Source organism: Vibrio sp. CDRSL-10 TSBA (genome assembly GCA_039696685.1).
Lineage (GTDB): Bacteria > Pseudomonadota > Gammaproteobacteria > Enterobacterales > Vibrionaceae > Vibrio.
Genome location: CP155566.1, coordinates 279,949 through 294,087 on the forward strand (window position 1 = coordinate 279,949; position 14,139 = coordinate 294,087).

The window sequence follows — 14,139 nt, forward strand, 5'->3', positions numbered from 1 at the left end:
CTGCTAAAGTATAACGTCATATCAAATGATGGAGCTTTCTAATGGCGTGGAATGAGCCCGGTAATAACAACGGCAACAACGGCCGCGATAATGACCCTTGGGGTAACAATAATCGCGGCGGTAAAGGTGGCCGTGAACAAGGTCCGCCAGATTTAGACGAAGTCTTTAACAAGCTGAGTCAGAAACTGGGGGGCAAGTTTGGTAAGCGAGGCGGAGGGAAAGGACCGTCTTTCTCTGGTGGTAGCGCAATTGGCTTTGGTGTCATTGCTGTTATAGCGATCGCTATCTGGTTCTTTGCTGGCTTCTACACAATTGGTGAAGCTGAGCGTGGCGTGGTGTTACGTCTGGGTAAATACGATCGTATCGTTGAGCCTGGCCTGAACTGGCGCCCGCGTTTTATCGATGAAGTGACCCCGGTTAACGTGCAGGCGATCCGTTCACTGCGTGCATCAGGTCTTATGCTGACCAAAGATGAAAACGTGGTGACGGTTTCGATGGACGTTCAGTACCGTATCGCTGACCCGTACAAGTACCTGTACAAGGTGACTAATGCGGATGACAGCCTGCGTCAGGCCACCGACTCTGCACTGCGTGCGGTAATCGGTGACTCGCTGATGGACAGCATCCTGACCAGTGGTCGTCAACAGATTCGTCAGTACACTCAGGAAACGCTGAATCAAATCATTGATAACTACGACATGGGCCTGATTCTGGTCGACGTCAACTTCCAGTCTGCCCGTCCGCCGGAGCAGGTAAAAGATGCGTTTGATGACGCGATTGCCGCGCGAGAAGATGAAGAGCGTTTCATCCGTGAAGCAGAAGCGTACAAAAACGAAATTTTGCCTAAAGCAACCGGTCGTGCTGAGCGTCTGAAGAAAGAAGCACAAGGTTACAATGAGCGCATCGTTAATGAAGCTCTGGGTCAGGTAGCACAGTTCGAGAAACTGTTACCGGAATACCAGGCAGCGCCGCAAGTTACCCGTGATCGTCTCTACCTGGATGCGATGCAGGAAGTGTACAGCAATACGTCTAAAGTGCTGGTGGATTCAGACTCAAGCGGCAACCTGCTTTACCTGCCAATTGATAAGCTGGCAGGTCAGGAAGGCGCGGCAACTAAGCGTCAGACCAAATCTTCGTCGGCTTACGACAAGATCGAACTGGAATCACAGCGCACTGAAACGCCAAGTGAAGACCAATCTCGTTCAACCAGCACACGTCAAGGGAGATACTAAGAATGCGTAAGTTGATGATCCCTGTCGTTGTCGTTGTTCTGGCACTGCTGCTGATGGCGATGTTCGTGATCCCTGAAGGGGAGCGCGGTATCGTAATCCGCTTTGGTCGTGTCCTGAAAGACAACAACGAAATCGCCCGTATTTACGAGCCGGGTCTGCATTTCAAGATGCCACTGTTTGACCGTGTGAAGACTCTTGATGCACGTATCCAGACCATGGACGGCCGTTCTGACCGTTTTGTGACCTCGGAGAAAAAAGACGTCATCATCGATTCATACGTGAAATGGCGTATTGATGACTTTGGTCAGTACTACCTGGCAACTGGTGGTGGTAACGCTCTGACGGCAGAAGCGCTGCTGGAACGTAAAGTAACGGATGTGCTGCGTTCAGAAATCGGTGCCCGTGAAATCAAACAAATCGTTTCCGGTCCGCGTAACAGCGACGTACTGCCAGACAGTCCGGATGCCGAGGTGGTCACCACTGAAGCGGCCAAGCAGGCTCTGGAAATCGATGGTCAGCGTGACCAAATCATGGAAAACGTGCTGGCGGATACCCGTACCAGTGCGATGAAAGATTTGGGTGTGCGTGTGGTTGACTTCCGTATGAAGAAAATCAACCTGCCGGATGAAATCAGTGAGTCGATTTACCGTCGTATGCGTGCTGAACGTGAGTCGGTTGCTCGTAAGCACCGTTCGCAAGGCCGTGAAAAAGCAGAAGTGATTCGCGCTCAGGCTGAGCTGGAAGTGGCAACGATTCTGGCCGAAGCGGATAAAACCGCGCGCGTGACCCGTGGTGACGCGGATGCGAATGCAGCCAAAATCTATGCGGATGCTTACAACAAAGATCCTGAGTTCTTCGGCTTCCTGCGTTCACTGCAGGCGTATGAGAAATCATTCAGTAACAAGAGCGACATTCTGGTTCTGGATCCGAAGAGCGATTTCTTCAAATACATGAACAATGCGAAAGGCGCAGCTTCGGCTAACTAATCGTATGCATGAATAACAAAGGCTCCGTTACGGGGCCTTTTTTTCGTCTGTACCGAACTGGTATCGGATGGTTGGGACAGACAGAATATTGAGCGGATAGCGCTCGGGAGAGAAAGAAGATGCCGGATTCACTCTGGATTGCCTTTGGCCTGGTATTGATTGCCGAAGGGCTTGGGCCGTTAATTGCGCCTGATGGCTGGCGGCAGATGGTCGCTCAGCTTAGTGAGCAGCCGAATAACCAGCTGCGCCGGATAGGAGGTTGTCTGGTGGTCACCGGTGCGGTGATTGCCTACTGGTTTATTCGCTGAGCTGCGGCGAATTAAGCGAAGGAATTGATGAGCTATGGGACTGGCCGATATGAACCCGGAGCCGGCAACGCCATTGCTGGTGCCGACTCAGATTCAGGCGCCCTGAGCAGTATGCAGACTGGCTGAGAGCGACAAGATAAAACGGACGAGATAAAAACGGATGACGGACCGGATTCAGTAATGCGGTGGCGGCGTTTCCTGCGCCGGGTCGGCCAGGTTGGATGTATCCATATTCTTAACTTTACCCACCACGTATTTCATTTGATCCTGCATCTTGGTGATCAGCAGTTGTTGCTGGCTTAGGGCTTCGTTGAGTTCGTCAATGGTCTGCTCCTGAAACGCTAATTTACATTCTAGGTCATCAATACGCTGTAGCAGCTGTTGCGTGGTGTTGTCTTGCATGATTAATCGAGTTTCCAGGCTTGGGCTATCCCAGCGGACGTGGCCGATATGACCCGCTGCTGAGCATCAAAAGCCGCATCATACACTACTGCGCGTGGCGGGCGGGCATCTTTTCGTGGTTCTGCTTCGAAGGTGTCGGACTTTTTGCCACTCTCTGTATCCCACACTTCGATGCGGCTGGACGGGGTGCCGGTCACCAGTTTTGAGCCGTCATCGGAAAAGCGTGCGCTGGAAAAAATCAGCTGACGCGAGAAACTGCGCAGCGCCGAGCGCTTTGCACCACTTTCCAGATCCCAGATGAAAGACTGATTGCCGCCGTCTGAGGTAAAGGCCAGCTTCCCGTCACGCTGCAGCGCGACCCGATTGACTCTTTGTTCATGTTCAAACTTACGCACAATCTGCCCGCTCTGGGTATCCCACAGGTAAGCAGCGTAATCGTTGCCACCAGTCAGGGCATAGCGTCCGTTAGGGGCCAGAGCGACAGAATTGACTTTTTCTTGGTGGGCAAGGAACTCCAGCCGGCGTCCGCTGACTAAATCGACGTAAATGGCTTTACCGTTTGATAACCCGAGCAGCACCTGTTCGCCGTTACTGGCGATATCCACTGCGCGGATTTGACCATCAGAGATGGACCAGAGACCTTCGGCTTGTGTCCAGCCAAGGTCCCAAACGGCGAAATTATCCTGGGTAGCGGTGATCGCAAAGCGGCCGTTATCTGAGATGCGGATCAGCGATACTGTGCTGGCTTGCGGGTCCTGAGCCCCGAGTTTCTGCCAGTTGCTTACGCTCAGTGAGATCCCAGAACACCAATTGGTGTTGTTTGGAGTAGACGAGGGCGAAACGACCATCTCTGCTGAGCCCGAAACTGGTGGATCCTTCCGGCTCCAGCTCCCAGCGTTCGGCTTCCTGGTTAGAGAAAAAGCAGCCATTTAACATCGCTATGACAACAAGCAGCAGGATGGAATGAGAAATTATTCGCATCAAATCTAATTATCCGTCTAGTGTGTAAAGACAATCTGAATACATAAAGCTATATTGGTACAACTCTGTGTTGTGCACCAGCTTGAAACCAAGTTTTGTGCACAATAACAAAAGGTTTGCCTCGAAATTGGAGAATTCAATGAAATCACTTTTGAAAGTGTCGCTACTTGCCGCAACCGTTATGCTGGCCGTGGGTTGTCAGGAAGATGCACCGAAAACGGAAGGTGCTGCACCCGCCGCTGAACAGTCAGCCGCCGCGAAAACGGTGAACCTGCAGTCAGAAGACGATAAAGCAGCGTACGCAATCGGTGTTTCGTTTGCTAACTACCTGAGCAACAGTATTGAAAAACCGGCTGAAATCGGAATCAACCTCAATAAGGATCTGGTTCTGGAAGGTATTCAGCACGTATTTGCCGGTAAAGCAGAAATGACAGAAGAAGAAACACGTGCCGCGCTGGAAAGTCTGGACAAACGTGTCGCTGAGAAAATGAAAGCTCAGGCTGAAGAGAAAGCCGCCACCAACAAGAAGGCCGGTGATGACTTCCGTGCTGACTTTGAAAAACAGGATGGCGTGAAGAAGACTGATTCGGGTCTGCTGTACCAGGTGATGACTCCGGGTGAAGGCGAAACGCCAAAAGAAACGGACACCGTACAAGTGCACTACAAAGGCACACTGATCGACGGTACTCAGTTCGACAGCTCTTACGATCGTGGTGAACCGGCAACATTCCCGCTGAACCGTGTGATCCCGGGCTGGACTGAAGGCGTGCAACTGATGAAAGTGGGCGCCAAGTACAAGTTCGTTATCCCGCCAGAACTGGCGTACGGTGAGCAGGACACGCCAACTATCCCGGCTAACTCAACGTTGGTGTTTGAAGTTGAGCTGCTGAAGATCGATAACGGCGATGCCGACGCAAAAGCGAAAAGCGCGCAGTAAGCCGCACTGAGTAAGTAATCGGAGGGCCTGACTTGTTCAGGCCCTTTTTTTGTACGCCGGGTACATAAGTTGTTCTAAATCACTTGTTGGCAAGATAGCTGAGTATTCGGTTAAAATTTTCTGATAAACTTACATCAATTTGTTGATTTTTCGTTCTAGGGTCAAAGTACAGTGACAACGACAGAAAACCTTAATGCCGATATGTTACTTGAAATGGAATCCGTGCATGTCAAACCATTTACGGACCATGACAAAGTCATTCTGCGCTCATATGAAGCGGTCGTGGATGGGATAGCCAGCCTGATTGGGCCATTTTGTGAAATCGTTCTGCATTCGCTGGAAGATCTGAATACCTCGGCGGTCAAAATTGCCAATGGTGAAAACACCGGCCGTCAGGTCGGCTCACCGATCACCGATCTGGCGCTGAAAATGCTGCGCGACATCGAGGGCTCGGAGCGTAATTTTTCCCGTTCTTACTTCACTCGCGCCAAAGGCGGCGTGCTGATGAAGTCGATCACGATTGCGATCCGCAATGACGAAAACCGCGTTATTGGTCTGTTGTGTATCAACGTCAACCTCGATGCACCGTTTTCGCAGGTGCTGCACTCGTTTATGCCGACCCAGGAAGCGGAAGCGGCCGCTTCATCGGTCAACTTCGCCAGTGACGTTGAGGAGCTGGTGGATCAGACCGTAGAGCGCACCATTGAAGAGATCAATGCTGACAAATCAGTGTCGAACAACACCAAGAAACCGTCAGATTGTGATGGCGCTGTTTGATAAAGGTATTTTTGATATTAAAGATGCGATTAACCGCGTCGCTGATCGCCTCAACATCTCTAAGCACACCGTCTATCTCTATATCCGTCAGCGCAAGACTGAGGACGACGAGAAGTGAATAGCGCAGACATGAATCGTGGAGAAGTGAACGGTGGAGAAGTGAACAGCGACACTCAGCCGCGCTCGTTCACTCTGCTGGTCAATGGCTCGGTGTACGGTACCCAGTCGGCGCGCAACGCTTACCTGTTTGCCAGCCGGGTGATTGCCAAGGGCCACACCCTGCGCAGCGTATTCTTCTATCAGGACGGAGTGCAGAATGGTTCGGCACTGACCGCACCGGCTAACGATGAATTTGATCTGGTCGCCGCCTGGCAGCGCCTGGCGGCAGAGCATAATGTACGCCTTGAGACTTGCGTTGCAGCCGCGCTGCGCCGCGGCGTGCTCAGTCCGGCTGAAGCCGAGCAGCACCAGTTACCGGCCTCGAACTTGGCCGCACCGTTCGAACAGACCGGACTCGGTAGTCTGGCAGAAGCATTATTGGCCCAAGACAGGGTGGTACAGTTTTGAATAAAGTCGCCTTTGTATTTCATTCTGCACCGCATGCCGTTAGTGCCGGGCGCGAAGGGCTGGATGCCCTGTTGGCAGCATCGGCCTACAGCGAAGATCTGGCGGTGTTCTTTATTGGTGAAGGGGTGTTGCAACTGGTCGTCGGTCAGGAGCCGGGCGCGGTATTAAGCCGTGATTACATCAGTGCATTCAAATTGCTCGATCTGTATGACATCGAACAGCGCTATACCTGCGCGCACAGCCTCGCTGAATGGGGCCTGCACAGCGACGATCTGGTGGTCGGGACCAAGCCGCTGCAACCGCAGGAAATTGCGACTCTGTGGCAACACTTTGATCAGATTGTGACGTTTTAGGAAATCGTATGCTGCATATTGTAAAAACGCCTCAGCAACTGGCGCTGGTAAGCCGTTACCTGCTTAGCCAGGATGCACTGCTGCTGGTGGAGAATGCCGTGTACGCGGCGAGCCAGGCCAGCCCGTTTTATTCCCATCTTCCGACGGCTGTTCCTGTGTATGCACTGCAAGAGGATCTGCAGGCGCGCGGATGGCTCGCACACTGCCCCCCATCGGTTGAGGTCATCGATATGGATGGCTGGGTAGATGTAACAGTAAAATACGGTAAATCAATCACTTGGTAACAAGTGCTCCGGGGTGTACGTTCGGGTGTCCACCCCACCTGCGCCAACCGGCAAAAAAGATCTGTATATTTCTTGACACACTTCCCACTGCTGCATAGAATTTTGCGTCCCTAATTGCGCTAAGTGCAACAGGGATAGATTTTTCACAAAGCTTACTTTTTAGTAAATTTCAGGAGCTAGCTAATGGCAACTATTAACCAGTTGGTACGCAAGCCACGTGTAAAGCAAGTTGCGAAAAACAACGTGCCTGCACTAGAAGCGTGCCCACAAAAACGTGGTGTATGTACTCGCGTATACACTACTACACCTAAAAAACCTAACTCAGCACTACGTAAAGTATGTCGTGTTCGCCTGACTAACGGTTTTGAAGTGACTTCATACATCGGTGGTGAAGGCCACAACCTGCAAGAGCACAGCGTTGTTCTGATCCGTGGCGGTCGTGTTAAAGACCTTCCGGGTGTTCGTTACCACACTGTACGTGGTGCGCTTGACTGTTCAGGCGTTAACGATCGTAAACAAGCTCGTTCTAAGTACGGTGTGAAACGTCCTAAGTCTTAATGCGTCTTTTTTATAAAGAAAGCGTTAAGTAAGGCCAAACACTTATTTTCAATTTTAAATTTTTGAAAAAACTGAAAAGTTTTGGATAAAACCTGAAGAAGACAACGGAGAATATTCCATGCCACGTCGTCGCGTTATTGGTCAGCGTAAGATCCTTCCAGATCCAAAGTTCAAATCTGAACTGCTGGCAAAATTCGTTAACATCCTTATGGTTGACGGTAAAAAATCTACTGCAGAGAAAATTGTTTACACTGCACTAGACTCAATGGCTGAGAAATCTGGTAAAGATCACTTAGCTGTATTTGAAGAAGCTCTTGAAAACGTTCGCCCAGCGGTAGAGGTTAAATCTCGCCGTGTTGGTGGTTCAACTTACCAGGTTCCTGTAGAAGTACGTCCGGTTCGCCGTAACGCACTTGCTATGCGTTGGTTGGTTGAAGCTGCGCGTAAGCGTGGTGAAAAATCTATGGCTGCACGCCTAGCTGCTGAAATGCTAGATGCGTCAGAAAACAAAGGTACTGCTGTTAAGAAACGTGAAGACGTTCACCGTATGGCAGAAGCGAACAAAGCGTTTGCTCATTACCGCTGGTAATACCTTCTGTGCTGCGAGGTTCTCTCGCAGCACATTTCTAAATTCTAAGGTTAACCTTAGTAAGAGGATACAATCGTGGCTCGTAAAACTCCTATTGAGCGCTACCGCAATATCGGTATCTGTGCTCACGTAGATGCAGGAAAAACTACCACTACTGAGCGTATTCTGTTCTACACTGGCCTTTCTCACAAAATCGGCGAAGTTCACGATGGTGCTGCCACCATGGACTGGATGGAGCAAGAGCAAGAGCGTGGTATCACAATCACCTCCGCTGCGACTACCACCTTCTGGCGTGGTATGGAAGCTCAATTCGACGATCATCGCATCAACATCATTGACACCCCGGGACACGTTGACTTCACAATCGAAGTAGAGCGTTCTCTTCGTGTGCTTGACGGTGCTGTCGTTGTGTTCTGTGGCTCCTCAGGTGTTGAACCTCAGTCTGAAACTGTATGGCGTCAAGCAGATAAATATCATGTTCCACGTATGGTGTTTGTCAACAAGATGGACCGTGCGGGTGCAGATTTCTTACGCGTTGTAGACCAAATTAAAAACCGTCTTGGTGCGAACCCGGTTCCTATCCAACTGAACATTGGTGCGGAAGACGAGTTCAAAGGTGTCATCGACCTTATCAAGATGAAAGCCATCAACTGGAATGAAGCCGATCAAGGCATGACCTTCACTTACGAAGACATTCCAGCCGACATGTTAGAGCTTGCTGAAGAGTGGCGTACTCACCTGGTTGAGGCTGCGGCAGAAGCGAACGATGAGTTGATGGATAAATACCTTGAAGAAGGTGAGCTGAGCGAAGCTGAAATCAAGCAAGGCCTGCGCCTGCGTACACTAAATAACGAAATTGTACTGGCCACTTGTGGTAGTGCATTTAAGAACAAAGGTGTACAAGCCGTACTGGATGCTGTGGTTGAGTATTTGCCATCACCGACTGAAGTTCCTTCAATCAAAGGTATTGATGATGACGAGAAAGAAGTTGAGCGTCACGCTGACGACAGCGAACCTTTCTCGGCTCTGGCGTTTAAGATCGCAACTGACCCATTTGTGGGCACGCTGACCTTTATTCGTGTTTACTCTGGTGTTGTTAACTCAGGTGATGCTGTTTACAACTCAGTGAAACAGAAGAAAGAGCGTTTCGGTCGTATCGTTCAGATGCACTCCAACAAACGTGAAGAAATCAAAGAAGTTCGCGCTGGTGATATTGCTGCGGCAATCGGTCTGAAAGACGTAACGACAGGTGATACCCTGTGTGATCCTAATCATAAAGTGATTCTGGAGCGCATGGAATTCCCTCAACCTGTTATTCAGATCGCGGTAGAACCTCGTTCTAAAGCCGATCAGGAAAAAATGGGTGTTGCGCTGGGTAAACTGGCTGCAGAAGACCCGTCATTCCGCGTGGAAACCGATGATGAAACCGGTCAGACTCTGATCTCGGGTATGGGTGAACTTCACCTCGACATCATCGTTGACCGCATGAAGCGTGAATTCAACGTAGACTGTAACGTGGGTAAACCTCAGGTTGCATACCGCGAAACCATTCTTGGTAAAGCGGAAGTGGAAGGTAAGTTTGTTCGTCAGTCAGGTGGTCGTGGTCAATATGGTCATGTCTGGCTGAAAATCGAACCTTCCGAACCTGGCGAAGGCTTTGTCTTCGTCGACGAAATCGTGGGTGGTGCGATTCCTAAGGAATTCATCGGCCCGGTAGCGAAAGGTATCGAGGAACAAATGAACAACGGTGTGTTGGCCGGTTATCCTGTACTGGATGTTAAGGCAACACTTTTCGATGGTTCATTCCACGATGTCGACTCTAGCGAGATGGCGTTTAAGATCGCCGGCTCCATGGCATTCAAGAAAGGTGCGCTTGCAGCAAATCCGGTTATTCTTGAGCCGATGATGAAAGTCGAAGTAACCACTCCGGAAGACTGGATGGGTGATGTAGTTGGTGACCTTAACCGTCGCCGCGGCATCATCGAAGGTATGGATGATGGCCCAGCGGGTCTGAAAATTATCCGTGCCCGTGTCCCACTGTCTGCGATGTTTGGTTACGCGACTGATTTGCGTTCTGCAACCCAAGGTCGTGCTTCTTACTCTATGGAGTTTAAAGAGTACGCCGAGGTGCCAAAAAACATTGCTGATGCAATTGTGGCAGAACGCGGTTAGTTGTTATTTGATTAATGACGTATCTATTGCGCTGACGGACGTTGGCGCATAAAATAGCAATTTCTGGCGCGCCCTGAGTGTACGTTACTCAAGGTGAATCATAACTAGGAAGGAACACGATCGTGTCTAAAGAAAAATTTGAACGTACGAAACCGCACGTAAACGTTGGTACTATCGGCCACGTTGACCACGGTAAAACAACTCTAACAGCAGCTATCTGTACTACACTGGCTAAAGTGTACGGTGGTGCAGCTCGTGACTTCGCGTCAATCGACAACGCTCCAGAAGAGCGTGAGCGTGGTATCACAATCTCTACTTCACACGTAGAGTACGACACTCCAACTCGTCACTACGCACACGTAGACTGCCCAGGACACGCTGACTATGTTAAAAACATGATCACCGGTGCTGCACAGATGGACGGTGGTATCCTAGTTGTTGCTGCGACAGATGGTCCAATGCCACAAACTCGTGAGCACATCCTGCTAGGCCGTCAGGTTGGTATCCCTTACATCATCGTATTCATGAACAAATGTGACATGGTTGATGATGAAGAGCTGCTAGAACTAGTAGAAATGGAAGTTCGTGAACTTCTTTCTGAATACGATTTCCCAGGTGATGACCTACCAGTTATCCAAGGTTCTGCACTAGGCGCACTAAACGGCGAAGAGCAGTGGGAAGCGAAAATCGTTGAACTGGCAGAAGCACTGGACAGCTACATCCCAGAGCCAGAGCGTGCAGTAGACATGCCGTTCCTGATGCCAATCGAAGACGTATTCTCAATCCAAGGTCGTGGTACAGTAGTAACTGGCCGTATCGAGCGCGGTATCCTGAAAGTAGGTGATGAAGTTGCAATCGTTGGTATCCACGACACAACAACTACTACTTGTACAGGTGTTGAAATGTTCCGTAAACTGCTAGACGAAGGTCGTGCAGGTGAGAACGTTGGTGCACTTCTACGTGGTACTAAGCGTGATGAAGTAGAACGTGGTCAAGTACTAGCTAAACCAGGTTCAATCACTCCACACACTAAGTTCGAATCAGAAGTATACGTACTGTCTAAAGATGAAGGTGGTCGTCACACTCCATTCTTCAAAGGCTACCGTCCACAGTTCTACTTCCGTACAACTGACGTAACTGGTAACATCGAGCTGCCAGAAGGCGTAGAAATGGTAATGCCAGGCGACAACATCCAGATGACTGTTGATCTGATCGCTCCAATCGCGATGGACGAAGGTCTGCGTTTCGCGATTCGTGAAGGCGGCCGTACAGTAGGTGCTGGTGTTGTAGCTAAGATCTTCGCTTAATCGCGAAACTTAGTGCGCATATCGCATTAGAAAAGGGAAGCTTCGGCTTCCCTTTTTGCATTTTAGCGATCCTGTTTGAGCTTTATAGCCATTCGGTTATAAAAAAATTCCTGCCTTAGTTTTCAATTTCAGATAACTTCTTTTCTAAAACAGAGTGTTACTAAGCTAACTGTCATTATTGCGGTAGCTAACTATTTTTGCCCTCAAATTTCACCGGTTTTTTATAACTAATCGATCTTAACCCGCGCCTGAAAATGACTAGTAATAAGAATGATTCTCTTTTATATTGCGATTAATGATGAATGAGAGGTGAAGTATGTACGTTTGTTTGTGCCATGGTGTCTCTGACAAAAAGATTAAGAAGTTAGCCCTTGAACAGGGCGTCACGGATATTCGTGGAATCAAACGCTGTACTGCTCTTGGCTCTCAATGCGGAAAATGTGTGAGGCAGGCAAAAGAGATTCTCGGCGAAATTATTCCGGTTCAATACCAACAGGCCAGTTAGTTAGCACTTAACCCTCTGACCTTTTTGACACTCTCTCATTTGGTTCTACATTTAAAGGAGCCAAAGAGGAGGGCTTTGTCATGAAAGGTGATCCAATCATCATCCAACATCTGAATAAAATTCTCGGCAATGAACTGGTTGCCATTAATCAATATTTTCTCCACGCCCGCATGTATAAAGACTGGGGCCTGAAACACCTCGCTGATAAGGAGTATCACGAGTCGATCGACGAGATGAAACACGCGGATCATCTGATTGAACGTATCTTATTTCTGGAGGGCATCCCGAACTTGCAGGATCTGGGTAAACTCATGATCGGCGAGGATACAAAAGAGATGCTCGAGTGCGACCTGAAACTGGAAATGGCCGCTATTCCAGACTTACGTGATGCGATTGCTTATGCAGAAGATATTCGTGATTACGTCTCCCGTGACCTGTTCCAGGATATCCTGGAAGATGAAGAAGAACATGTCGACTGGCTGGAAACCCAGCTCGGTCTGATTGAAATGACCGGTGTTGAAAACTATCTGCAAGCCCAGTTTGTGGATGAAGACTAACGGTTTATCTTTACAGGGTTTGGGCGCTGTCCCGGACCCTGATTCCCACACTGTGAGCCCCACACATTTCCCTTGCTAAAGCTGCTGTCTTTCTGTACTATCTCCGCTCCTAAATTCTCGGTCAATTTTCATTAGTTCCTTGCTTCCTCTGGACGACCGGGCCAACTCTGGAAGCTGAATAATCCGTAAGGAGCAAATCGATGCGTCATTACGAAATCGTATTCATGGTGCACCCTGATCAAAGCGAGCAAGTTGCTGGCATGATCGAGCGTTACACTGGTCTTATCACTGAAGCTAACGGTACTGTACACCGTCTAGAAGACTGGGGCCGCCGTCAACTGGCTTACCCAATCAACAAGCTTCACAAAGCTCACTACGTTCTGATGAACGTTGAAGCTGACCAAGCTGTTATCGATGAACTGGAAACTGCTTTCCGTTTCAACGACGCAGTTCTGCGTAACATGATCATGCGTACTAAAGCGCCTGTAACTGAAGCGTCAATCATGCTGAAAGCGAAAGAAGAGCGTGCTCCTCGTCGCGAAGAGCGTGAAGAAGCTAAATCAGAAGCAGCTGAGTAATTCACCTTATGACCAATCGAATGGAGTTGAGTGGCTCAGTCGCGAAACCTCCGATTCGAAGCAAAAGCCCGTCGGGTGTTGAACATTGCCGTTTCTGGCTTGAACATCGCTCAACAGTGCTGGAAGCTGACCTGCCGAGACAAGTTTATTGTCGCATGCCGGTGGTCGTCAGCGGGCAAAGGTCAAAGGCATTAACTCAACATTTAGTACAAGGCAGCACCATTCAGGTGAGCGGATTTGTCGCTTACCAGACCGGCCGGAATGGCGTCGGTAAAGTGGTGCTTCATGCCGACAACATTATCCAAATTTAGATCAGGAGATAGCCCATGGCTCGTTTCTTCCGTCGTCGTAAATTCTGCCGTTTTACTGCAGAAGGCGTACAAGAGATTGATTACAAAGACGTAGCAACTCTTAAGAACTACATCACTGAAGCTGGTAAAATCGTACCTAGCCGTATCACTGGTACAAGTGCTAAGTACCAGCGTCAGCTAGCTCGTGCAATCAAACGTGCTCGCTACCTAGCTCTACTGCCATACACTGACAAACATCAGTAATTGGCACCGTTTATTAAGAAAGAGGATTAAGCAATGCAAGTTATTCTACTTGATAAAATCGGTAACCTAGGTGGTCTTGGCGATACAGTTAGCGTTAAATCTGGTTACGCTCGTAACTTCCTTATCCCACAAGGTAAGGCAGTAATGGCAACTAAAGCTAACGTTGAAATGTTTGAAGGCCGTCGTGCTGAACTTGAAGCGAAAGTTGCTGAGCAACTGGCTGCTGCACAAGCTCGTGCTGACCAAGTTGAAGCTCTGGAAGCGGTAGTAATCGCATCTAAAGCTGGTGACGAAGGTAAACTGTTCGGTTCTATCGGTACTCGTGACATCGCTGATGCAATCACTGCAGCAGGCGTTGCAGTTTCTAAGAGCGAAGTTCGCCTACCTGAAGGCGCTCTGCGCAACACTGGTGAATTCGAAGTTAGCGTTCAACTTCACTCTGAAGTTTTCGCAACTGTGAATCTGCAGGTTGTTGCTGAGTAATTTCAGCTG

General features: G+C 49.4%; 18 protein-coding genes and 2 pseudogenes. 18 read left to right on the forward strand and 2 right to left on the reverse strand.

The window, feature by feature from the left end; translation table 11 throughout:
* Positions 1–41: 41 nt before the first annotated feature.
* The 3 genes from hflK (at position 42) to ABDK09_08695 (ending at position 2,526) form a co-directional block, all read left to right on the forward strand.
* Positions 42–1,232: an FtsH protease activity modulator HflK gene (gene hflK / locus ABDK09_08685; protein ID XAW89717.1), complete on the forward strand. Its 1,191-nt coding sequence runs from the start codon at positions 42–44 to the stop codon at positions 1,230–1,232.
* Positions 1,233–1,234: 2 nt separating this feature from the next.
* Positions 1,235–2,218, forward strand: coding sequence for a protease modulator HflC (gene hflC, locus ABDK09_08690; GenBank protein XAW89718.1), 984 nt, complete (start codon positions 1,235–1,237; stop codon positions 2,216–2,218).
* 119 nt (positions 2,219–2,337) lie between these two features.
* Positions 2,338–2,526, forward strand: a complete 189-nt coding sequence (locus ABDK09_08695; GenBank protein XAW89719.1) for a DUF2065 domain-containing protein — start codon at positions 2,338–2,340, stop codon at positions 2,524–2,526.
* A gap of 174 nt (positions 2,527–2,700) precedes the next feature.
* On the opposite strand, the gene ABDK09_08700 is transcribed toward ABDK09_08695, so the two are convergent.
* A complete protein-coding gene (locus ABDK09_08700) occupies positions 2,701–2,928 on the reverse strand; it encodes a SlyX family protein (protein XAW89720.1) in 228 nt (75 codons plus the stop codon).
* A gap of 2 nt (positions 2,929–2,930) precedes the next feature.
* A pseudogene (locus ABDK09_08705) lies at positions 2,931–3,909 on the reverse strand (hypothetical protein).
* A 139-nt stretch (positions 3,910–4,048) separates the two neighbouring features.
* On the opposite strand from ABDK09_08705, the gene fkpA reads away from it, so the two are divergent.
* The 15 genes and pseudogenes from fkpA to rplI all read left to right on the forward strand — a co-directional run bounded on the left by fkpA (position 4,049) and on the right by rplI (position 14,130).
* A complete protein-coding gene (gene fkpA / locus ABDK09_08710; GenBank protein ID XAW89721.1) occupies positions 4,049–4,846 on the forward strand; it encodes an FKBP-type peptidyl-prolyl cis-trans isomerase in 798 nt (265 codons plus the stop codon).
* Positions 4,847–5,059: 213 nt separating this feature from the next.
* Positions 5,060–5,741 (forward strand): annotated as a pseudogene (locus tag ABDK09_08715) (transcriptional regulator).
* An 11-nt stretch (positions 5,742–5,752) separates the two neighbouring features.
* The gene (gene tusD, locus ABDK09_08720; protein XAW90704.1) at positions 5,753–6,190 is read left to right on the forward strand and encodes a sulfurtransferase complex subunit TusD; all 438 of its coding nucleotides are present in this window, start codon (positions 5,753–5,755) and stop codon (positions 6,188–6,190) included.
* A complete protein-coding gene (tusC, locus tag ABDK09_08725) occupies positions 6,187–6,543 on the forward strand; it encodes a sulfurtransferase complex subunit TusC (protein XAW89722.1) in 357 nt (118 codons plus the stop codon). The genes tusD and tusC overlap by 4 nt, the downstream gene beginning before the upstream one ends.
* Before the next feature lie 8 nt (positions 6,544–6,551).
* Positions 6,552–6,827, forward strand: coding sequence for a sulfurtransferase complex subunit TusB (gene tusB, locus ABDK09_08730; GenBank protein XAW89723.1), 276 nt, complete (start codon positions 6,552–6,554; stop codon positions 6,825–6,827).
* A 183-nt stretch (positions 6,828–7,010) separates the two neighbouring features.
* Complete coding sequence (gene rpsL / locus ABDK09_08735) at positions 7,011–7,385, forward strand: 30S ribosomal protein S12 (GenBank protein ID XAW89724.1); 375 nt, start codon at positions 7,011–7,013, stop codon at positions 7,383–7,385.
* A 118-nt stretch (positions 7,386–7,503) separates the two neighbouring features.
* Positions 7,504–7,974, forward strand: coding sequence for a 30S ribosomal protein S7 (gene rpsG, locus ABDK09_08740; GenBank protein ID XAW89725.1), 471 nt, complete (start codon positions 7,504–7,506; stop codon positions 7,972–7,974).
* Positions 7,975–8,049: 75 nt separating this feature from the next.
* Entirely contained in the window at positions 8,050–10,146 is a 2,097-nt protein-coding gene (gene fusA / locus ABDK09_08745) for an elongation factor G (GenBank protein XAW89726.1), read from the forward strand.
* Between the two features lie 122 nt (positions 10,147–10,268).
* Positions 10,269–11,453: an elongation factor Tu gene (tuf, locus tag ABDK09_08750; GenBank protein XAW89727.1), complete on the forward strand. Its 1,185-nt coding sequence runs from the start codon at positions 10,269–10,271 to the stop codon at positions 11,451–11,453.
* A gap of 316 nt (positions 11,454–11,769) precedes the next feature.
* Positions 11,770–11,958, forward strand: coding sequence for a (2Fe-2S)-binding protein (locus ABDK09_08755; GenBank protein XAW89728.1), 189 nt, complete (start codon positions 11,770–11,772; stop codon positions 11,956–11,958).
* An 80-nt stretch (positions 11,959–12,038) separates the two neighbouring features.
* Entirely contained in the window at positions 12,039–12,515 is a 477-nt protein-coding gene (bfr, locus tag ABDK09_08760) for a bacterioferritin (GenBank protein XAW89729.1), read from the forward strand.
* Positions 12,516–12,715: 200 nt separating this feature from the next.
* Entirely contained in the window at positions 12,716–13,093 is a 378-nt protein-coding gene (gene rpsF, locus ABDK09_08765; GenBank protein ID XAW89730.1) for a 30S ribosomal protein S6, read from the forward strand.
* An 8-nt stretch (positions 13,094–13,101) separates the two neighbouring features.
* The gene (gene priB, locus ABDK09_08770) at positions 13,102–13,404 is read left to right on the forward strand and encodes a primosomal replication protein N (protein XAW89731.1); all 303 of its coding nucleotides are present in this window, start codon (positions 13,102–13,104) and stop codon (positions 13,402–13,404) included.
* Positions 13,405–13,419: 15 nt separating this feature from the next.
* The gene (rpsR, locus tag ABDK09_08775; protein XAW89732.1) at positions 13,420–13,647 is read left to right on the forward strand and encodes a 30S ribosomal protein S18; all 228 of its coding nucleotides are present in this window, start codon (positions 13,420–13,422) and stop codon (positions 13,645–13,647) included.
* A 33-nt stretch (positions 13,648–13,680) separates the two neighbouring features.
* Entirely contained in the window at positions 13,681–14,130 is a 450-nt protein-coding gene (gene rplI / locus ABDK09_08780; protein ID XAW89733.1) for a 50S ribosomal protein L9, read from the forward strand.
* Positions 14,131–14,139: the final 9 nt, after the last annotated feature.